The sequence below is a fragment of the Streptomyces albiflavescens genome (assembly GCF_014645835.1).
Classification (GTDB): Bacteria; Actinomycetota; Actinomycetes; order Streptomycetales; family Streptomycetaceae; genus Streptomyces; species Streptomyces albiflavescens.
This window is the reverse complement of the sequence record NZ_BMMM01000002.1, coordinates 891,937-910,478: the sequence shown is the minus strand read 5'-3', so window position 1 is coordinate 910,478 and position 18,542 is coordinate 891,937. Positions and strand designations below refer to the sequence as shown.

General features: G+C 71.1%; 17 protein-coding genes and 1 pseudogene. 7 read left to right on the top strand and 11 right to left on the bottom strand.

All coding sequences use genetic code 11. The annotated features are described in order from the left end of the window. Positions 1 to 142: 142 nt before the first annotated feature. Positions 143 to 637 carry a DUF3145 domain-containing protein gene (locus tag IEY95_RS08905; RefSeq protein ID WP_189185311.1) on the bottom strand — a complete coding sequence of 165 codons (495 nt, stop codon included), beginning with the start codon at positions 635 to 637 and terminating at the stop codon, positions 143 to 145. A 220-nt stretch (positions 638 to 857) separates the two neighbouring features. Here IEY95_RS08905 and IEY95_RS08900 point away from each other — a divergent pair, with 220 nt between their 5' ends. Both IEY95_RS08900 and IEY95_RS08895 read left to right on the top strand, forming a co-directional pair. Further along, on the top strand, positions 858 to 1,754 hold the full coding sequence (locus IEY95_RS08900) for an SGNH/GDSL hydrolase family protein (RefSeq protein ID WP_189185310.1): 897 nt from the start codon (positions 858 to 860) through the stop codon (positions 1,752 to 1,754). Between the two features lie 37 nt (positions 1,755 to 1,791). Further along, positions 1,792 to 2,806 (top strand): annotated as a pseudogene (locus tag IEY95_RS08895) (aldose epimerase family protein). 4 nt (positions 2,807 to 2,810) lie between these two features. Here the strand turns inward: IEY95_RS08895 and IEY95_RS08890 are convergent. Further along, positions 2,811 to 3,746, bottom strand: a complete 936-nt coding sequence (locus IEY95_RS08890) for a hypothetical protein (RefSeq protein WP_189185309.1) — start codon at positions 3,744 to 3,746, stop codon at positions 2,811 to 2,813. A gap of 125 nt (positions 3,747 to 3,871) precedes the next feature. Beyond that, positions 3,872 to 6,304, bottom strand: coding sequence for a beta-glucosidase family protein (locus tag IEY95_RS08885; protein ID WP_189185451.1), 2,433 nt, complete (start codon positions 6,302 to 6,304; stop codon positions 3,872 to 3,874). Positions 6,305 to 6,433: 129 nt separating this feature from the next. Here IEY95_RS08885 and IEY95_RS08880 point away from each other — a divergent pair, with 129 nt between their 5' ends. Next, positions 6,434 to 7,009, top strand: coding sequence for a TetR/AcrR family transcriptional regulator (locus tag IEY95_RS08880; RefSeq protein ID WP_189185308.1), 576 nt, complete (start codon positions 6,434 to 6,436; stop codon positions 7,007 to 7,009). 16 nt (positions 7,010 to 7,025) lie between these two features. Here IEY95_RS08880 and IEY95_RS08875 read toward each other — a convergent pair whose 3' ends face one another. The 3 genes from IEY95_RS08875 to IEY95_RS08865 are packed head-to-tail and all read right to left on the bottom strand — an operon-like array spanning position 7,026 to position 8,592. Next, positions 7,026 to 7,355 carry a YrdB family protein gene (locus IEY95_RS08875; protein WP_189185307.1) on the bottom strand — a complete coding sequence of 110 codons (330 nt, stop codon included), beginning with the start codon at positions 7,353 to 7,355 and terminating at the stop codon, positions 7,026 to 7,028. A gap of 25 nt (positions 7,356 to 7,380) precedes the next feature. After that, entirely contained in the window at positions 7,381 to 7,770 is a 390-nt protein-coding gene (locus tag IEY95_RS08870; protein WP_189185306.1) for a RidA family protein, read from the bottom strand. Positions 7,771 to 7,779: 9 nt separating this feature from the next. After that, positions 7,780 to 8,592 carry an NAD(P)-dependent oxidoreductase gene (locus IEY95_RS08865; RefSeq protein WP_189185305.1) on the bottom strand — a complete coding sequence of 271 codons (813 nt, stop codon included), beginning with the start codon at positions 8,590 to 8,592 and terminating at the stop codon, positions 7,780 to 7,782. Positions 8,593 to 8,674: 82 nt separating this feature from the next. Here IEY95_RS08865 and IEY95_RS08860 point away from each other — a divergent pair, with 82 nt between their 5' ends. Together IEY95_RS08860 and IEY95_RS08855 are read left to right on the top strand one after the other, a co-directional pair. Continuing rightward, positions 8,675 to 9,628 carry a LysR family transcriptional regulator gene (locus IEY95_RS08860; RefSeq protein WP_189185450.1) on the top strand — a complete coding sequence of 318 codons (954 nt, stop codon included), beginning with the start codon at positions 8,675 to 8,677 and terminating at the stop codon, positions 9,626 to 9,628. A 225-nt stretch (positions 9,629 to 9,853) separates the two neighbouring features. Then, entirely contained in the window at positions 9,854 to 11,206 is a 1,353-nt protein-coding gene (locus tag IEY95_RS08855; RefSeq protein ID WP_229702712.1) for a pyroglutamyl-peptidase I, read from the top strand. Here IEY95_RS08855 and IEY95_RS08850 read toward each other — a convergent pair. The 3 genes from IEY95_RS08850 to IEY95_RS08840 are packed head-to-tail and all read right to left on the bottom strand — an operon-like array spanning position 11,178 to position 13,521. Next, on the bottom strand, positions 11,178 to 11,792 hold the full coding sequence (locus tag IEY95_RS08850; RefSeq protein WP_189185304.1) for a LysE family translocator: 615 nt from the start codon (positions 11,790 to 11,792) through the stop codon (positions 11,178 to 11,180). The two genes, IEY95_RS08855 and IEY95_RS08850, sit on opposite strands and share 29 nt — an antisense overlap. Beyond that, a complete protein-coding gene (locus IEY95_RS08845) occupies positions 11,789 to 12,595 on the bottom strand; it encodes an EI24 domain-containing protein (protein ID WP_189185303.1) in 807 nt (268 codons plus the stop codon). Before IEY95_RS08845 ends, IEY95_RS08850 begins: the two co-directional genes overlap by 4 nt. A 53-nt stretch (positions 12,596 to 12,648) precedes the next feature. Then, a complete protein-coding gene (locus IEY95_RS08840; protein ID WP_229702710.1) occupies positions 12,649 to 13,521 on the bottom strand; it encodes a hypothetical protein in 873 nt (290 codons plus the stop codon). A 249-nt stretch (positions 13,522 to 13,770) separates the two neighbouring features. On the opposite strand from IEY95_RS08840, the gene IEY95_RS08835 reads away from it, so the two are divergent. Then, positions 13,771 to 16,311 (top strand): M14 family zinc carboxypeptidase, encoded by a 2,541-nt coding sequence (locus IEY95_RS08835; RefSeq protein ID WP_189185302.1) that lies wholly within the window; start codon positions 13,771 to 13,773, stop codon positions 16,309 to 16,311. 61 nt (positions 16,312 to 16,372) lie between these two features. On the opposite strand, the gene IEY95_RS08830 is transcribed toward IEY95_RS08835, so the two are convergent. Further along, a complete protein-coding gene (locus tag IEY95_RS08830; RefSeq protein WP_189185301.1) occupies positions 16,373 to 16,792 on the bottom strand; it encodes an organic hydroperoxide resistance protein in 420 nt (139 codons plus the stop codon). A gap of 139 nt (positions 16,793 to 16,931) precedes the next feature. Beyond that, entirely contained in the window at positions 16,932 to 17,954 is a 1,023-nt protein-coding gene (locus IEY95_RS08825; RefSeq protein ID WP_189185300.1) for an NADP-dependent oxidoreductase, read from the bottom strand. 146 nt (positions 17,955 to 18,100) lie between these two features. On the opposite strand from IEY95_RS08825, the gene IEY95_RS08820 reads away from it, so the two are divergent. Then, positions 18,101 to 18,535 carry a MarR family winged helix-turn-helix transcriptional regulator gene (locus IEY95_RS08820; RefSeq protein ID WP_189185299.1) on the top strand — a complete coding sequence of 145 codons (435 nt, stop codon included), beginning with the start codon at positions 18,101 to 18,103 and terminating at the stop codon, positions 18,533 to 18,535. Positions 18,536 to 18,542: the final 7 nt, after the last annotated feature.

The following is an 18,542-nucleotide window of genomic DNA, read 5'->3' as shown; positions in this document are numbered from 1 at the left end:
CACCCGGAGATGTCGGGTGGGCCCTCCCCTTACGTGCAGGTTGCGGTGTTCGAACGACGAGCACCGCACCCATCAGTTGAGGAACCCCCGCGGCGAGCGACCACTTCCGCGAGAGCGGCCCCGGCTCAAGCGCACAAGGGGGTCAGACCACTTGGTGAAGCCAGCGGACCGGGGCGCCCTCGCCCGCGTATCGGAAGGGCTCCAACTCGTCGTCCCAGGGCTTGCCCAGGAGCTTGGCGAGTTCGGCCTCCAGGTCGGTTTCGCCTCGCTGGGAGCGGAGGAGGGCGGCGCGCAGTCGGTCCTCGGGGATCAGGATGTCGCCGTGGATTCCGGTGACCGCGTGGAAGATGCCGAGCTCGGGGGTGCAGCTGTAGCGCTCGCCCTCGGCCGTGGGGCACGGTTCGGCGGTGACCTCGAAGCGCAGCATCTGCCAGCCGCGCAGCGCGGAGGCCAGCTTGGAGGCGGTGCCGACCTCGCCCTTCCAGGAGAACTCGGATCTCCAGGTGCCCGGTGACGCGGGCTGCCGGATCCAGTCGAGGTTCACACGCGTGCCGAGCACCCCCGCGACCGCCCACTCGACGTGCGGGCACAGCGCGCGGGGCGCGGAGTGCACGTAGAGAACTCCACGTGTCGTCACTGGGGCCTCCGGACAGAGCGAGACATCTTGTAACTTAGCGGAACGGCAGTGGCAGGGCGGCCACGGGGCGAGGCTACCGTGCAGCGGGGCAAGGAGTGTGACGTACCGTCGGTCCCGACGCCTGGAAACACCGAGGTTTCACCCAACGGGACGCGCGTGCTGACCGACCGTGTCCAAGGGGTGGCGTTCGACCCTGCACAACGAACGAGGGGACCAGGGGATGCCGAAGCGCAGCCACCGTTCACGGGCCGTCCTCGCCGTCGCGGCGGCGGCTCTGCTGGGCATCGCCGGGTGCGACGCCTCCGGTGGCAACTCCCCGGCCCCAAGAGGTACGACGGCGAAGGCGCTCCCCTCCCCGAAGCCCACCTGGGACCGCAGCCCGCAGTCGGTGGCCGCGGTCGGCGACTCCATCACCCGCGGCTTCGACGCGTGCGCCGTGTTGTCGGACTGCCCCGAGGCGTCCTGGGCGACGGGCAGCGACGTGAAGGTACGGAGTCTGGCCGTACGGCTGCTCGGCACGGCCGGGGCCGCCGAGCACAGTTGGAACTACGCGGTGACCGGTGCGCGGATGGCGGATCTCCCCGGCCAGATGGCACAGGCGGCGACCAGGAAGCCGGAGCTGGTGACCGTGATGGCGGGTGCCAATGACGCCTGCCGCTCCTCCGCCTCGGCGATGACCTCCGTCGCCGACTTCCGCGCCGATTTCGAGGACGCGATGCGGACGCTGCGCAGCGCCCTGCCCAAGACGCAGGTGTACGTGTCGAGCGTGCCGGACCTGAAGCGGCTGTGGTCCCAGGGCCGCACCAACCCGGTGGGCAAGCAGGTGTGGAAGCTGGGCATCTGCCCCTCGATGCTGGACGACGCGGACGCCCTGGACTCGGCGGCGACCCTGCGGCGCGCCAGGGTGCAGGACCGGGTGGAGGCGTACAACGAGGTTCTTCGGGAGGTCTGCGCCAAGGACCGGCGCTGCCGCTTCGACGGGGGCGCGGTCTTCGACTACCGCTTCGGAACGGACCAGTTGAGCCACTGGGACTGGTTCCACCCGAGCAAGGACGGCCAGGCCCGGCTGGCGGAGATCGCGTACCGCATGGTGACGGCGAAGAAGCCGGTGGCATGACCACTCCCGCACAGATCGTTGGCCTAGGCTTTCGATCATGCGCAGCGAACTCTTCGGCACCCTTCCCGACGGCACCCCGGTCCACCGCTGGACACTGGAGCGGTCCGGCGTGCGGGTGCGGGTCCTGACGTACGGCGGGATCGTGCAGTCGGTCGAGGTTCCCGACCGAGGGGAGTCCCCCCGCTCCAGCCAAGTCGGGAGTGGGGAAGGGCGGGCCGTGGATGTGGTGCTGGGGTTCCCGGACCTGGCCGGCTACCTCGCGCATCCGGAGCCGTACTTCGGGGCATTGGTCGGACGGTACGCCAACCGGATCGCGGGCGGCCGCTTCCCCCTCGACGGTCTGAACTACCACCTCCCCCCGGAACGACGGGCCCAACTGCCTGCACGGCGGGGAGCTCGGCTTCGACAAGTGTGTGTGGGACGCCGAGCCGGTCGAGCACGGAGTGCGGCTCACCCGGGTCAGCCCGCACGGCGAGGAGGGCTTCCCGGGCCGCCTGGAGGTCTCGGCGACGTACACCCTCGGCGAGGAAGGCGCGCTGCGGATCGTCTGCGAGGCTGTCACCGACGCGCCGACCGTGGTGAACCTGACGAACCACACCTACTGGAACCTGAGCGGATCGGGGAGCGCGAGCGGGCACGAAGTGCGCATCGCCGCCTCGCGGCTGACGCCGGTGGACGCCGATCTCATCCCGACCGGGGAGCTCGCCCCCGTCGAGGGCACGCGCTTCGACTTCCGGCAGGCGCGGAAGGCCGGCGCCGGGTACGACCACAACTTCGTGCTCGACAAGGGGGTCACGCCGGCGGCCGCCGAGGTCGCGGAGCTGCACGACCCCGTCTCCGGGCGCGTGCTGACCGTGGCGACCACCGAACCTGGGCTGCAGCTCTACACCGCGGACCACCTGGGCGACCCCTTCGCGCCCGGCGACGGCATCGCGCTGGAGACACAGCACTTCCCGGACTCCCCGAACCGGCCGGAGTTCCCGAGCACGGAGCTGCGGCCGGGCGGGGTGTACAGATGGGAGACGGTGTACGGATTCGCCGTGCGCGACTAGGAGTTCAGGAGCTCTCGCCGCGCATCCGCTTGGTGGCCTTGCCGAGGATCGACATGGCGCCCAGGCAGATCGCGGTGACGCCGCCGCCGACGGCGATGGGGAGCGGGTCGAAGCCCTTGATCCCGTTGAATAGGATCAGCGCCCCCAGCGCCATGATGATGGAGTACAGGCTCTGGCCGACCCGGGCACCGGCCGGAATGACCTGGAGCAGCTGCGGGATCGTCGTCGCGGCGGCGATCCCCATGCCGAGCGGGATGAACGCGGCGAGCATCAGCCCGCCGAAGCCGAACGAGTTGCCGTACGCGCCCCAGTCGGCGCCCTTGACGAGCAGATAGCCGGCGGCGCTCAGGGACAGCAGGACCAGGACGCCATTGACGTACGCGGCCTGCGTGGCCGCTTTGCGGGCGCTCGGCAGGTGTGCTGCCGGGGAGCGCCAGGCGTCCGGGGTGAGCCGGCGCAGCTGCTCCTTGAGGCCCCTCGCCTTCAGCAGGGCGAGGACGCCGACGACCAGGCCGACGAGGCCGAGCCCGGTCCCGGCGAAGCCGATCGGCTTCTCGGTGATGCCGTAGTGGGCGCCGCCGAAGGTCAGCGGGATGCCCAGGACGAAGCCGAACGCGTACACCTTGCTGGTCTGCTGGATCTTCAGCACCAGCTCGCGCTGACCGGCACTCAGGTTCGGGTCCAGCCTCATCCGGGCGTCGCCCAGGCTCTGTTGGGGAGCCATCGGCTGCTGAGGCCCTGGCTGCGGCGGGTAGGGCTGGTACGGCTGTTGGGGGTATCCCTGCTGCGGGTGGCCCTGCTGAGGCGGGTACGGCTGCTGCGGGTAGCCCTGTTGAGGCGGATAGGGCTGCTGCGGGTTGCCCTGCTGGGGCGGGTACGGCTGCTGGGGCGGGTAGCCCTGCTGAGGCGGGTACGGACCTTGCTGCTGACCTGGGTACATGCGCTTCTCCCCCGAACCGGCGTGTATCGGCCCGCGAGTCTGCCACAGGTGCCCGAGAGGCGACGAGCCCCGGCCCGGAGGTCAGGTTCCGGACCGGGGCTGCTCGGTGGGGAGCTTGTCCCGGATCAGACGTTAATCGCCGCCGCGACCCTGCGGTCGATGATCGAACGGCCCGCCTGAACCTCGTACGAACCCTTCACAAACGCCCACGATGCCACGTTCTCGTCCCAGATCTCGAAGGCGCGGCGCGGGAGGTCCACAACGGCCTCGACACTCTCGCCCGGTCCGGCCTCGACGCCCGCGAAGCCGGCGAGCCAGCGGGCGGGCCGCTCGGCGTCGGCCTCCACCGGAGCCAGATAGACCTGGACGACCTCGCGCCCGGCGCGCTCACCCGAGTTGTGCACACGGATCGTGGCGGTCATACCGCTGATCTCGAGGGACTCATACGTCCAATCGGTGTAGCCGAGGCCGTGCCCGAAGGGGTACGAGGGGGTCTTCCCTTCCTTCTCCCAGGCGCGGTAGCCGATGAACACGCCTTCGGTGTAGGGCAGCTCTCCGTCGGCCGGAACCACCTGGGTGACCGGGGCGTCCGCGAAGGAACCCCAGGTGCTGGGCAGCCGGCCGCCCGGCTCGTGCGCGCCGGTGAGGACGTCGGCGAGCGCGGCGCCGCCCTCCTGGCCGGGGAACCAGGTCAAGAGCACGGCGGCGACCTCGTCGCGCCACGGCAGTTCCACCGGGGAGCCGGAGTTGACGACCACGACGGTGTTCGGGTTGGCGGCGGCGACGGCGTGCACCAGCTCGTCCTGGCGGCCCGGGAGTCGGAGGTCCTTGCGGTCGTAGCCCTCGGACTCGACGCGGTCGGTGGTGGCGACCACGACGACCGCGGTGTCGGCGGCGCGGGCGGCCTCGACGGCCTCGGCGATCAGCTCGTCCGCGTCGCGCTGCGGCTCCTGATGGGCGAGTGAGAAGCCGACGACCTTCATCGGGATGCCCTCGGGGAGAGTGACCACGTGGGTGAGGGAGACCTCGACCGGCTCGCCCGCGGTCAGTTCGGCCTGGGCGCGGGGCACCGGAGCGCCGAAGAACGCCTCGAAGGGGTCGTCCTTGTCGGTGCGCTGGGCGTCGTCGAAGTACGTCGTGCCGTCGACGGTGAGGGTGAACGCCCCCAGGCCCTTGATGCCGAAGGTGTGCGGGCCGCTGTCGCGCGGGGTGAAGGTGCCGGTCAGTTCGACCGTGTGGAGGGTGTCGTGGGTGACACCCTCGGGGAGGTCGTCACCCATCCACTGGATCTGGCCGTTGGGCGCGGAGCCGCTGCCGATGACCTCGCCGTTCGCGTCGCGGCAGACGGCGCGCAGCTCGAACCCCTTGTCGGCCACCGCGAGTTCCTCGGTCGGGTCGGCGCCCACGGCGTACGTGAGGCTGCCCTCGGGGAGGGCGGCGGTGAGGCCGTCGAGGGGCGAGACGATCCGGGTGGGGAAGACGGTGGCGGAGCCTCCGCCGAGGACACGGGCGTCGCGGGCGGCCGCGCCGATGAGGGCGACTGTGCCGGGTTTCAGGGGCAGGGCCTGACGTTCGTTGCGTACGAGGACGAAGGCGCGGCGGGCGATCTCGCGGGCCAGCGCCTCGCCGTCGATGGCGGCGGGCGGCTCGGTGACGACCGGCTCGGCGCCGTCCAGGATGCCGACGCGGGCGGCGAGGCGGAGCACGTTGCGGACGGCCTCGTCGACCTTGGCCTCCTCGACCTCGCCGGCGCGCACGGCGGCGGCCAGCGGTGCGCCGTACACGGTCTGCGGGCCGGGCATGGCGACGTCGAGGCCGCCCTCGATGTCGCCGGTGGTCGAGCGGGCGGCCGTCCAGTCGGAGACGTTGAAGCCGTCGAAGCCCCATTCGCCGCGCAGGATCTCGTTCACCAGGTAGCGGTGCTCGGTCATCGTGGTGCCGTTGACCGAGTTGTAGGCCGTCATGATGCCCCAGGGGTGGGCGTTCTCGACGATGGCCTCGAAGGGAGCCAAGTACAGCTCGCGCAGGGCGCGTTCGGAGACCACGTTGCTGACCGTGAAGCGGTCGGTCTCGGCGTCGTTGGCGACGAAGTGCTTGACGGTGGTGCCGACGCCGCCGGACTGCACGCCCCGCACGTAACCGCTGCCGATCCGGCCGGTCAGATACGGGTCCTCGCTGTACGCCTCGAAGTGACGGCCGCCGAGCGGGGAGCGGTGCAGGTTGACGGTCGGGGCGAGCAGGACGTGGACCCTCTTGCGGCGGGCCTCCTGGGCGAGCAGGGCGCCGGCGCGGTGGGCGAGGGCCGGGTCCCAGGTGGCGGCGAGGGCGGTCGGGGACGGGAGCGCGATGGACGGGTCGTCCGCGGTCCAGTGGACTCCGCGGACGCCGATCGGACCGTCGGACATGACCAGGGACGTCAGCCCGATCTCCGGGAGCGCGGGCAGCGACCACATGTCCTTGCCGGACAGCAGCCTCGCCTTCGCGTCCAGGCCGAGCTTGCCGAGGGCTGCCTCGACGACCGCCTCGCGGGCCTGATCGGCCACGTTCCCGGCCTTCATCCCCGCGTTCTCCGCTGTTTCCGCCACGGCGGCACCTCCTCGTCGAAGTCCTTGGACGTCTTCATCCTGCACCCGCTACCTGTAGAGCGGTAGGTTTCGTAATCTTGCCGTTATATTCAGGGTGATCGGATGTCGTACGGTGACGCCATGAACACCAGGGCCAGAAGCGAGGAGCGGCGCGCGGAGATCGTCCGGGCGGCCCTGGAGGTGATCGCCGAGCGCGGTTACCGGGGCGCGAGCCTGGCCTCGGTCGCGGAGCGTGTGGGACTCACCCAACAGGGGCTGCTGCACTACTTCCCGACGAAGGACGCCCTGCTCGTCGCCGTCCTCGAGGAGCGCGACCAGTGGGACGCCGTGCCGGACACCCAGTGGCGGGTCGATCTGCTCGCCTCTCTGGTCGAGTACAACGCCATGCGGCCCGGGATCATCCAGACCTTCTCGGCGCTGCTCGGCGAGAGCGTCACGGAGGGACATCCGGCGCGCGAGTACTTCACCGAGCGGTACGCCCGGGTGCGCGCGAGCATGGCGACGGTGCTGCGCGCCGAGTACGGGGAGCGGCTGCCGAACGGGCTCACGCCCGAGCGCACCGCCCCCCTGCTCGTGGCGGTGATGGACGGACTCCAGTACCAGTGGCTGCTGGATCCGGAGTCGGTGGACATGCCGGGGGCGTTCAGGGACTTTCTCGCACTGCTGGGCGAGACCTGAGGCCCCGACGGCCGTCTCACTGACGCCAGATGACGGCCGGCGTCTTGCTCGCCGCACACAAGGCGGCGAAAGCGATCCCCCAGACGTATGCCCCGGCGAGCAGCAGGGCGACCACGCCGGCCCCGAACCAGAGCACCTCGAAGCCGACGCGGACCGCGCCGCGCGTCTTGTACCTCGCCTTCGGTGAGCCGAACAGCCCCCACAGCGCGATCAGCACGGCCGGTGCGCCGAGGCCGAGGAACCAGGCGAGCGGCGTGGCCACATCGCGGGTGAATCCCCAGTACCCGACGGCCGCGAGGGCGCCGAGCTCGATGAGGAAGAGCACGCCCAGGTTCGCTGCCTTCATGCGCGGCAGTATCACCCGGAACGGATCACTCCGACCCGGCCGTGGCGGCGACGACCTCGATCTCGATGAGGGCGTCCGGCCTGAAGAGGCGGGAAGCCTCGAAGGTCATGCTGGTGGGTGCGGTGCCGGTGAGGAACTCCCGGCGCACGGCGCCGTATTCGGCGAGCTTGTCGATGTCGGTCAGGTATGTACGGATGTTGATGATGTCGGCGAGGGTCGCGCCGTACGCCTTGAGCAGGGCGTCGATGGCCTCGAAGACGCCGCGGCTCTGAGCGGCCAGGTCCGCGCCGTCCGCCACCTGACCGGAGACATACAACAGCGCACCTCCGCCCGGGAGTTCGACGCGGGCGACCTGGGAGTAGTAGGCGTTGGCGGGCTGGGGCGCGGAGGCCGGGTTGTCCAACGTGATCTGCACGGCGTTCCTTCAGCTTGATCGACGGATGTGGGTGACCGCCTCGGCGATGTCCGCGTGGGCGATGTCCGGGTCCACGGCGGCCCGCCCGAAGTGCCCCAACACCGCCTCCATGACCGGGAGTCGGGCCGCCTTGGTCGCCAGGTCGGCGTCCTTGACGGCGAGCGAGGTGTCGAAGTGCACGCCCTCGGCGAAGGCGCGGGCGGCGGCGCCGCCGAGCGGGCCGTTCGCGAGGGCGGTGCGGGCGGTGCCCTCGTCGATGCCCAGCGCGTCCGCGAGGGCCATGATCTCGGCGACGAGGGCGACTCCGCCGAGTACGGCGGCGTTCACCACGAGCTTGAGCGCGGCGCCGGAACCGAGCGGTCCGGTGCGGGTGACGGTGCCGAAGTGCGCCAGCACCTGCTCCACAGGGGCCACGTCACCGCCCGCGAGGATGCCGAGTTGGCCCGCGGCGGCCTTGTCGGTGCTGCCTGCCACGGGCGCGTCGACGAGCGTCACGCCCTCCCCGAGCCGGGCGGCCAGCTCCTTGATCGCGTCCGGGCCGACCGTCGACATCTCCACCCAGTACGCGCCCGGTCGCAGCACCGGCACGATCGCGTCCGCGACGGCGTCGAGCGCGGCCGGGTCGGCGAGCATCGTGATGACCACGTCCGCGTCCCGCACCGCCTCGGCCGGGGAGGCGGCCGGAGTGGCACCCTCGGCGACCAACGGCTCCGCCTTCGCGGCGGTGCGATTCCAGACCGTCAACGGGTGCCCGGTGCCGAGCAGTTGGCGTGCCATCGCGGCGCCCATGTGGCCGAGTCCGAGAAAAGCGATCTTTTCCATGTCTTCGACGCTAGGCACCCACAGGTGATGCGACAAGCGAATGTCTAGCATGTGCGTCATGCAGAACTCGCATGACACTCGGATGGTCGGTGCCGTCGACGCCAGGGGGCGGAACGACGTACCCGATCTCTCGACCGTCTGGCTGCGGGTCTTCCTCGAAGTCGCCCGGCACGGTTCGTTCACCGTGGCCGCACGGACGCTCGGGTGGACGCAGTCCGCGGTGTCGCGGCAGATCTCCTCGCTGGAGGCGTCGCTCGGCGGGGCCCCGCTCTTCGACCGGCTGGCCCGGGGTGTGCGGCTGACCGAGGCCGGGCGGGTCCTCGTACCGCACGCCGAGTCGGTGGTCGAGCGGCTGCACGGCGCGGGGCGGGAACTCGCCGCGCTGCGAAAGGTGGCGGGCGGGCGGCTACGGGTGGGCGCCTTCGCCACGGCGGACGCGGCCCTCGTACCGCGGGCCATCGCGGCGTTCCGGGCCCGCCATCCCGGGGTCCGGCTCACCCGCGAGGAGGGCTTCACCCCCACACTCCTGGACCGGCTGACCGCCGACCACCTCGACCTGGCCGTCGTCTCGACGACGGGCCGCGCCCCGCTCGATGCCTACACCCTGCACCACCTGCTCGACGAGTCCCTCTACGTCGCGGTCCCCGCCCACCATCCCCTGGCCGCCGAGCCCTCCGTACGACTTCCCCAACTCGTCGACGCCGACTGGATATCCGGCGGGTCCCGCCCCGAGGGCACGCTGCTCGACGCGGCCCTGCGGCACGGGTTCCGCCCGCGCGTCGCGCATGTCGTGGCCGAGTGGACCGCCAAGCAGGGATATGTCGCCGCCGGTCTCGGGGTGACGCTGATCCCGGCGCTCGCCGCGGAGTCCGTACGGCCCGACATCGCTCTGCTCCCGGTGCTCGACGAGGACGCGCCCGCCCGGGCGGTGTACGCGGCGACCGTGCGCGGACGGTCCCTGGCACCGGCAGCCGAGGCGTTCCTGGCCGCTCTGCGGGAGTCGGCCTCCAGGATTCCCGGCGCCAGGGCGACTTGATCCGGACACCAAGGGCCGGGCGGCCAGGGCGACTTGATCCGGACACCAAGGGCCGGAGGGCCAGGGGGACTTCATCAGGACTCCCCTGTGCCGCACCCGTCACGCACCATGGCGCACGCCCCGGCCGTCACGGGATACTTCCGCCGTCCGGCGGCTCCCCCACGCTCGCGACGTCGTGCGAGCAGGGGGCACCCCCCATCACCGCGACGGAAGGCCCGAACTCCCTTGACTCACCTACGCGTTCGGATCGGCGTCCTCGGACTGGCCCTGCTCGCGGGTCTGACGGCCACGCCCAGCGCGTCGGCCGCCGACACCTCCACGGTCGAGGAGCAGCGGCTCGACAGAACGGCACCCCAGGAGATCCTGCGGCGTTCCGGATTCGACACCGTGGCACCGGCGTTCGCGCGGGCGCTGGGCAGGGCGGACTCGTACGAGCAGGCCCGGCACGTTGTCGTGGAGCAGGGCGCGCGGCTCTGGCGGCGGGCCGTCGACCGGGCGCAGGGCCGGGGTCCGGTCGGCGGGGACCTGAGCCGGGACGACGACCGGCCGCTGTACTGGGCCCGGCTCGGTATGACACGTGAAGTGCGCCGGTGGACACCTGAGTTCGACCTCTCCGACGCCCAACGCGCCCAGCTGCTGGACGCGTTGGAGCGGAACTCGCGCGGCCAGAATGCCATCCGTTACCCGCACGCCAAGGGTGTGAAGCGGATCCTCGTCACCGGTTTCGACCCGTTCACGCTGGACCGCGACATCCGGATCTCCAACCCCTCCGGGGCCACCGCGCTCGCCCTCGACGGCACGACGATCCAGACGGCAAACGGTCCGGCGCGCGTCGAGACGGCCATGTTCCCGGTCCGCTGGCAGGACTTCACTGGGGGCACCTCCCAGGCATTCGGCACTGGGGGAGGCACGGTGGAGCGCACGCTTCGGCCGTATCTGCCGCACGTGGACCTGTTCACGACGGTCAGCCAGGGTCGCGTCGGCCGCTTCGACGTGGAGCGGACCAACGGGGCCTGGCGGGGCGGCTATCCGGACAACCTGAACCTCTCGGTGACCGAAACGATCCCGGTCACCGACCCGGCCTCGCAGCCGCAGTGGACGTCGACGACCCTCCCGTACCAGGAGATCGTCGCCGCGAACACCGGCCGCTTCCCCGTGTACGACAACACACCGGTGACCGAGATCCCGGAGGGAGGGACGGACCCGGTCGTACGCCCCGACGGCCCGACCCCGGGTTCCACGGCCCGCGCCGGGGGCGGTGGCAACTACCTCTCCAACGAGATCGCCTATCGCGCGACGCTGCTCCGCGACCGCCTCGGGCTGCACTCCACACTCCCCGGAGGGCATGTGCACACGCCGGTGCTGCAGTTCGGCACGGGCAACACGGACCCGGCGACCGGCACGGTCACCGATCCGGAGTTCGTGCGGAACCGGCTGGACATCATCGATCAGGTGCGGGCGATCCTGACGGTGGCGGTGGACGCGACCACCACCGCTTCGGCGACCGCTCCCGTTCCCGCTCCGGCGACGGCTCCGGTACCCGCTCCCGCTAGTGCGACGGAGCGAACGCGAGGCTGATGCCCAGCCCGGCCAGGACCGATCCGATGACCTTGTTCAGGACCTTCTGGCCGCGCAGCATCAGCGTGCGCATCCGGTCGTGCGAGAAGAAGACCGCGACGACGCCGAACCACAGCAGGTGGGCGAAGGACATGAACAGCCCGTAGCCCACCTGCTGGTAGACCGGGGTGCCGGGGCTGACCACCTGGGCGAAGGTCGAGACGACGAAGAGGGTCGTCTTGGGGTTGAGGACGTTGGTGAGGAAGCCGGTGCGCAGGGCGGCGAACGGGGTCAGGGCCGTCTTGTCGTCCAGGTCGACCTCGACGTCCCCGCGCGCCCGGAAGGTGCGTACGCCGATGTAGACGAGGTACGCCGCACCGATCAGCTTGATCACGGTGAACAGGGCGGTCGAGGACGCGATCAGGAGTCCGACGCCGAGCATCGTGTACGTCACGTGCACCAGGACGCCGGCGGCGACACCCGTGGCGGCGAACAGCCCCGTCCGGCGGCCGTAGAGGTAGCTGTTGCGGACGACCATGGCGAAGTCGGCGCCGGGGGCGATGACGGCCAGGACCGTGATGACGGCGACGGCGACTGTCTCGGTCACGGGGTGGCTCCCTCCTCGGGGGCGTCTGTGGTTTCGGGGGCGTCCTCGGTCGTCTCCGACTCCTCGCCCCGCAGGTCGCGGGCCATGAGGGTGGCGCCCGCGACGGCGCCGGGCATCAGGAAGACCGCGACGAAGGGAACCAGGAAGGCCAGGCCCAGGGGGGTACCGAAGCCCCAGACGAGCATCTTGCGGGAGCGGAGCAGTGAGAGGCGGGCACGGAGGTCGATACCGCGGCGCTGGAGGGCCACGGCGGTGAGCTCCTCGGTGAGGAAGAACCCGGTGACGAAGAAGCCGATCACCGGGACGACCGTCTGGCCGACGAACGGGACGAAGCCGAGGCCGAAGAGGAGCACGCCCCACAGGGCCGCCCTGACGAGGATACGGAGGCTGTCCCGCGCCGAGATCCACAGCTCTCGCCAGAGCGGGAGTCCCGACTCGGGGGCCGTGCCGTCCGGTGAGACGTCGCGGTCGACCTTCTCCGAGAGGCTCTCGTAGAAGGGCTGTCCTATGAGGAGGGTGACCGCGGTGAAGGTGAGGACGGCGAGGAGCAGGGCGAGGGCGAAGAGTACGGCGGTGAGGAAGCCGCGGAAGAGGCCCTGCCAGGGGCTGGTCCAGTCGTCCGCGAAGGGGGTGGCCCAGGTGACGAAGTCCTCGCCGTACAGGGCGAGGGCGACGAGCGCCGCCGCGTACAGCACCAGGGTGATGAGCCCCGGGACCAGTCCGAACCCGTACTGCTTCCCGTGCCGGGCCACCCATCGCTGGCCCTGCACCAAGTAGGTGAAGCCCACCCCGAGATCGCGCATGGGGGGAACTTTAGCGGGCGGTGGGTGGGGGTGCGGGTGGTGGGTTTTCGGAACTACACGGGTGTGACCGCGACCACCACGCCCCGTTCCGCCGCGGGCGACACCGCTGCCGAGACACGGACGGCCGCCGCCCGGGCGACGCGCCCCGCGCGGGAGGCGCTGGCGACAAGGACCGGCTGGAGTTGTTCGAGGCCGGAGACCAGGAGCTCCTCGCTCGCGATGAGCAGCGGACGGACGGCGGTCATCGCGGCGGCCGCCGCCTCCGTGAGATCGGCGAGGGGAGGCAGCCCGGCCCGCACGACCCCCGCCCCCGCGGCGGCCGCCCGCTCCGCCAACGCCACCTGCAACGGCAGCAGCGGAGCCAGCGCGGCGGTCAACGCATCGGCGATGCGCCGGAGTTCGGGTGCCGAATGCCGCAGGACGTCCGCGGCGGCCCGTACCACCGGAGTCAGCGCGAGCAGCGCCCCCGCCGCGACCCCCGCCGCCGCGGGCAGCAGCGGCGATGTCGCCTCCGCCAGCTCCCCCAGCGCGACGGCCGCCTCCTCCACGGCGGGCTCCACCGCGTCGAGGATGGGCAACAGACTGTCGCCCAGCGCGGCGAGCAGCGCCTGCGCCGGTTCGCTCACGGGATGCACGGCCAGCGGCGCCCCGCTCGTGCCCAGCCGCGTCAGTGTGTCCACGATCCGGTAGAACGCCTCCTGCGCCTGCGGGGAGGCGCTCGCCTCGGCCAGCTCGGCCGTCGTCTCGCGCAGGACGCGCAGCACCTCCGCCCCCGATCCGTCCCGGGGATCGAATGTGTTGACGGCGATTCTGGTGATGTTCCCCGCCGTGTCGAGGAGTTGGCCCGTGAGGTCGGTCGTGTTGCGCGCCATGCGCACCACGTCCTCCCTGCTGGGAAGCGACGGGATCGACGGAATCGGGGACATGGGCCCTCCTCGCCACGCGCTGCAACCGCTCGGCCGAACCTGCGGCGCGGCCCGCCCTCGCGCCGGCGCCCGCACTCAGCATGCCCCTTCCGGCCCTCCGGGGATGCGCCATCCGGGGCATCCATGACCACCGCCGTGACAGCAACGCCCTCTTGTTGCGGAAGAGTCGAACAGGTACACCTCGCCGTACCGCTCACAGGACCCCCGCCTCAGGAGGTACGACGCGTGCGCTCACCGAAGTCCCGTCCGATGCGTCTTCGCAGACCCGTCCTGATCGCCACCGTCATCGTCACCGCGGCCGGCTCGCTCCTGTTCACTCCCCCCAGCGCCACCGCGGACCGCAGACCGCCGGTCCGTGAGGGATCCGCCTCGGCGAAGGGCGCGGCCGGGGCACCCGCGAGCGCCGCCCGCAACGCCCTCACCGCCCCCGTCACCGACCTCTCCGCAAGCGCGAGCGCCGGCGGCTACCCCCGCGAGCAGGTCCTCACCCCGGACCCGGAGAACCCCGCCGACAAGTCCATCAAGCTCGGCCTCACCCCGTACCACGGCATCGCCCCGAAGCTGAACGCCCTGCAGCGTCTCGGCGACCGGGTCAGCGTCGAGGTCGCGGGCCGCTCGGCCGGCGGTCACCGGCTCTACCTCGTCACCGTCACCGCCCCGGAGAGCGCCCGCGAGACCCGCGCCCAGGAACGTATGCGCGAGCTCATCGAGAACGCGCCCCGGACGGCCGCCAAGGACTCGGCCGTCAAGAAGACCTACAAGACGCCCGTCTTCTTCAACAGCAACATCCACGGCAACGAGTGGGAGGGCACGGACGCCGGCCTCAAGCTGATCGAGCGGCTCGCGACCGCGCACGACGCGAAGACCACCGATCTCCTCGCCCACAACCGCCTCTACTTCAACATCACCGCGAACCCGGACGGCCGTATCGCGGGCACCCGCGCCAACGCCAACGGCTTCGACCTGAACCGCGACCTGATCACCGCCTCGCAGCCCGAGGCGCGCGCCATGCGGCAGATCGAGATCGACAAGCAGCCGGCCGTCATGCTCGACCTGCACGGCTACGTCAACGGCACCCTCATCGAGCCGGCCACCCCGCCGCACGGCGAGAACTACGAGTACGACCTCTTCCTCAAGAACACCTACGCCAACGCCCTCGGCATGGAGGCCGCCGTCAACGGCCTCGGCTACACCCCCGCCAAGGACGGCGTGGAGCCGGCCCAGATCCCCTTCCGCGACCAGCAGGAGGGCTGGGACGACTGGCCGCCGATCTTCACACCCCAGTACGCGGCGTTCCACGGCACGGTCGCCGCGCACACCGTCGAGATCCCGCTGACGGTGAACAACTCGGCGTACGACACCCTGCCGGTGGACGAGCTCAGGCGCCGTTCGGCCATCAACGTCGACGTCGCGGGCGCGGCCATGCGCGCGACCCTCGACTTCGCCCAGTCCCACCGGACTTCCCTGATCGCCGACCAGATCGAGCTCTTCCGGCGCGGTGCGACGGGCGCGCCCCAGGTGCCGGTCTCCGCCGAGACGGTCCCGGGCGTCCCGGGCATCGGCCCCGAGGACGTGTACACGACCGACTTCCCGCGCGCGTACGTCATTCCGGCCGGTCCCGCACAGCGGTCGGCCACGGCCGCCGCCCGTCTCGTCGACCACCTCCTCGCCCATGACGTACGCGTCACCCGCGCGACCCGTGACGTCCGGCTCGCGGGACGGTCGTACGCCAAGGGCTCGTACGTCGTCGACCTGCACCAGCCCAAACGCGGTCTCGCCAATGTGATGCTCGCGGACGGCCGGGACATCAGTGCCAAGGTGTCGACGATGTACGACATCTCGGGCTGGAGCCTGGGCCGCCTGTGGGGCGCGACGGTCGAGCGCGTGCGCAGCGGAAGTCTGTCCGCCGTCGCGCTGCGCGCGGTCGCCGCCGCCACGCGCGTCGGATACGTCGCTCCGCGCGGCGACCTCCGTCTGCGTCTCGACACCCCGCAGGAGATCGCGGCGCTCAACTCCCTTCTTCGGCAGGGTGTTTCCGTACGCCGGACCGCCGACGGCAATGCGCTCGTCCCGTCGTCGGCCCGCCCGAAGGCCGATGCCCTCGCCCGCGCGTACGACGTCGTCTTCGACGCAACGAAGACGACCGGCGGCACCCTCCTGCACCCCACCCGCGTCGCCGCCGCCGTCACGGCCGGTGAGCTCTTCGCCCTCCGCGAGATGAACTTCGACGTGGTCCCGGTGTCGACGGCGATCCTCAACGCGGGCTTCGACTGGTCCTCGGCGGATGTGCTGTTCGTGTCGTCGGGACTGGACCACACGGCCCTGACCGCGTCGGCGCGGACGGCCCTGGACGCCTTCCTGGGCATCCACGGCCTCGTCGGCCGCGGAGCCACCGGTGCCGCGGTCAACACTGCCGCCGGACTGCTCTCCGTGCGACCGGTCGAGGGCAACGGGGACGCCAACGGCGTGGTGAGAGTGGTGAATTCGGGCGGCCCGGTCACGGCGGGGGCGCCCGATCACAGCTTCGTGTACGCCCCCCTCTGGTTCACCGATCTCGGGCCCGGGGTCCGCGTCGAGCAGTCGTACGCGACGGGTGATCCGCTCGTCTCCGGGCACTGGCGGGCGCTGGAAGACGGCACCGGCGGGCCCACGGCGGCGGGAGGCCAGGCGTCGGTGGTCAGTGGTCCGCACGCGGTGCTGTTCGGCACCGAGCCGCTCTTCCGCGACCATCCGAAGGGGGAATTCCCCCAGGTGGGCAGGGCACTGCTGGCGGTGTCCCGAACCTGGTGACACGGCAGAGGCCGCACCCCACGTCCTAGGGTGCGGCCTCCGCCGTGAGCAACGAATGCCGTCAGGCAAGCGTCACGGTGATGTTGCCGCGAGTCGCCTTCGAGTACGGGCACACCTGGTGGGCCTTCTCGACGAGAGTACGAGCGGTGGCGGCATCGACGTTCGGGATGTCGGCGGAGATCTCGACGATGATCCCGAACCCTTCCTCGTTCTTGCCTATGCCGACCTTCGCGGTGACGGTCGAGCCGGAGATGTCGGCGTTCTCCTGGCGGGCGACGACACCGAGGGCGCCCTGGAAGCAGGCGCTGTACCCGGCGGCGAAGAGCTGCTCCGGGTTGGTGCCCGCGCCGCTGCCGCCCATCTCCTTGGGCGGGTTGACGACGACGTCGAGCTTGCCGTCGTCGGTGGCGACCCGGCCGTCGCGACCGTTCTCGGCGGTGGCGACGGCGGTGTACAGGACATCGGACTGCTGGATGGACATACGGTGCGTTCCTCCTTGGTCCGCCGCGACTCGCGCCCACGATCGCGACGACTTCGGAAAGAAGTTACCGCATGTCGGAAGTCCAGCGACAGGCCCGCTCGGGATCGCCGACACAGGCCCGCTCGGGATCGCCGCGGGCTCAGAGCTTGACGATCATCTTTCCGATGTTGTCGCCGCGCAGGACGCCGAAGAACGCCTCCAGGTTGTTCTCGACGCCCTCGACGACCGTCTCGCTGTACTTGAGCTCGCCGGAGCGGACCCAGGCGCCGACCTCCTGGACGAACTGCTGCTGCAGGTCGTAGTGGTCGCCGACGAGGAAGCCCTCGATGCGGCCGCGGGTCTGGATCAGCCGGGCGAGATTCTTCGGTCCGGGGACCGGCTCGGTGCTGTTGTAGACGGAGATCATGCCGCAGACGGCGATGCGGCCGCCCTGGTTGAGGGAGCCGATGGCCGCCTCCAGATGGTCGCCGCCCACGTTGTCGAAGTACACGTCGACGCCGTCGGGCGCGGCCTCACGCAGCTGCTCGCCCACCGGGCCGCTCTTGTAGTTGAAGGCGGCGTCGAAGCCGTACTCCTCGATGAGCAGCTTGACCTTCTCGTCGGAGCCGGCGGAGCCGATGACGCGCGAGGCGCCCTTGAGCTTGGCGATCTGCCCGACCTGGCTGCCGACGGCACCGGCGGCGCCGGACACGAAGACGGAGTCGCCCTCCTTGAAGGAGGCGGTGCGCAGGAGGCCCGCGTACGCGGTGAGTCCGGTCATCCCGAGGACGCCGAGGTACGTCGACAGCGGCGCGGCCTCCGGGTCCACCTTGACGGCCTGCTTGGCGTCGACGACGGCGTACTCGCGCCAGCCGAAGAAGTGCAGGACGTGGTCGCCGACCTCGATCCCCTCGGCGTTCGAGGCGACGACCTCACCGACCGCGCCGCCCTGCATGACCTTGCCCAGCTCGAAGGGGGCGACGTACGACTTGGCGGCGCTCATCCGGCCACGCATGTACGGGTCCACGGACACGTACTTGTTCCGGACCAGGACCTGACCCTCCCCCGGCTGCCGGACCTCGGCCTCGACCAGGGCGAAGTCCTCCGGCTTGGGCCAGCCGACCGGGCGGCTGACCAGGTGCCATTCGCGGCTGACGGCGGGGAGCTGGGGGGTGTCGGTCATGAGGGTGCGCCTCTCCTGTTTCCTGCGGATTCCCGCGATGTCCCACGGGTTCCTGCGTGCGACTCCGCGGGCGAATACTTCACTATCTGAAACAACAATGCTCCTGAATATTTCATGATGTCAAGTAACCGGGTAACCTGGAGTCCATGGCCACGCAGAAGACAACCCGAATCGACCCCCTGACCATGGAGGTCGTCGAACTGATCGGCACGGTCGTGGCGCGCTACCACGAGGAGTACGAGGACGCGGCGGCCGAGCACGCGCTGACCGGTGCGCAGGCGCGGCTGCTCAGCCTGCTGTCGCTCGAGCCGCTGCCGATGCGGCGGCTGGCGCAGCAGCTGAAGTGCGAGCCGTCCAACGTCACGGGGATCGTGGACCGGCTGGAGGCGCGGGGGCTGGTGGAGCGCCGCCCGGACCCGGCGGATCGCCGGGTGAAGCTGGCCGCGGCGACGCCCGAGGGGCGGAACGTGGCCCGGGGGATGCGCGACTCACTGAACTTCGCGCGCGAGCCTCTCGCGGGGCTGTCGGAGGAGGAGCGGCTGGCGCTGCGGGATCTGCTGCGGCGGATGCTGACGGCGTAGTTCCCTC

Coding starts and splice junctions, on each gene's coding strand:
- IEY95_RS08840 (WP_229702710.1), bottom strand. CDS start 13,521: ATGTCCCCGATTCCGTCGATCCCGTCGCTTCCCAGCAGGGAGGACGTG.
- IEY95_RS08820 (WP_189185299.1), top strand. CDS start 18,101: ATGGCCACGCAGAAGACAACCCGAATCGACCCCCTGACCATGGAGGTC.
- IEY95_RS08865 (WP_189185305.1), bottom strand. CDS start 8,592: ATGGAAAAGATCGCTTTTCTCGGACTCGGCCACATGGGCGCCGCGATG.
- IEY95_RS08900 (WP_189185310.1), top strand. CDS start 858: ATGCCGAAGCGCAGCCACCGTTCACGGGCCGTCCTCGCCGTCGCGGCG.
- IEY95_RS08845 (WP_189185303.1), bottom strand. CDS start 12,595: ATGCGCGATCTCGGGGTGGGCTTCACCTACTTGGTGCAGGGCCAGCGA.
- IEY95_RS08885 (WP_189185451.1), bottom strand. CDS start 6,304: ATGAAGGCCGGGAACGTGGCCGATCAGGCCCGCGAGGCGGTCGTCGAG.
- IEY95_RS08860 (WP_189185450.1), top strand. CDS start 8,675: ATGGTCGGTGCCGTCGACGCCAGGGGGCGGAACGACGTACCCGATCTC.
- IEY95_RS08880 (WP_189185308.1), top strand. CDS start 6,434: ATGTCGTACGGTGACGCCATGAACACCAGGGCCAGAAGCGAGGAGCGG.
- IEY95_RS08835 (WP_189185302.1), top strand. CDS start 13,771: ATGCGTCTTCGCAGACCCGTCCTGATCGCCACCGTCATCGTCACCGCG.
- IEY95_RS08830 (WP_189185301.1), bottom strand. CDS start 16,792: ATGTCCATCCAGCAGTCCGATGTCCTGTACACCGCCGTCGCCACCGCC.
- IEY95_RS08890 (WP_189185309.1), bottom strand. CDS start 3,746: ATGTACCCAGGTCAGCAGCAAGGTCCGTACCCGCCTCAGCAGGGCTAC.
- IEY95_RS08875 (WP_189185307.1), bottom strand. CDS start 7,355: ATGAAGGCAGCGAACCTGGGCGTGCTCTTCCTCATCGAGCTCGGCGCC.
- IEY95_RS08825 (WP_189185300.1), bottom strand. CDS start 17,954: ATGACCGACACCCCCCAGCTCCCCGCCGTCAGCCGCGAATGGCACCTG.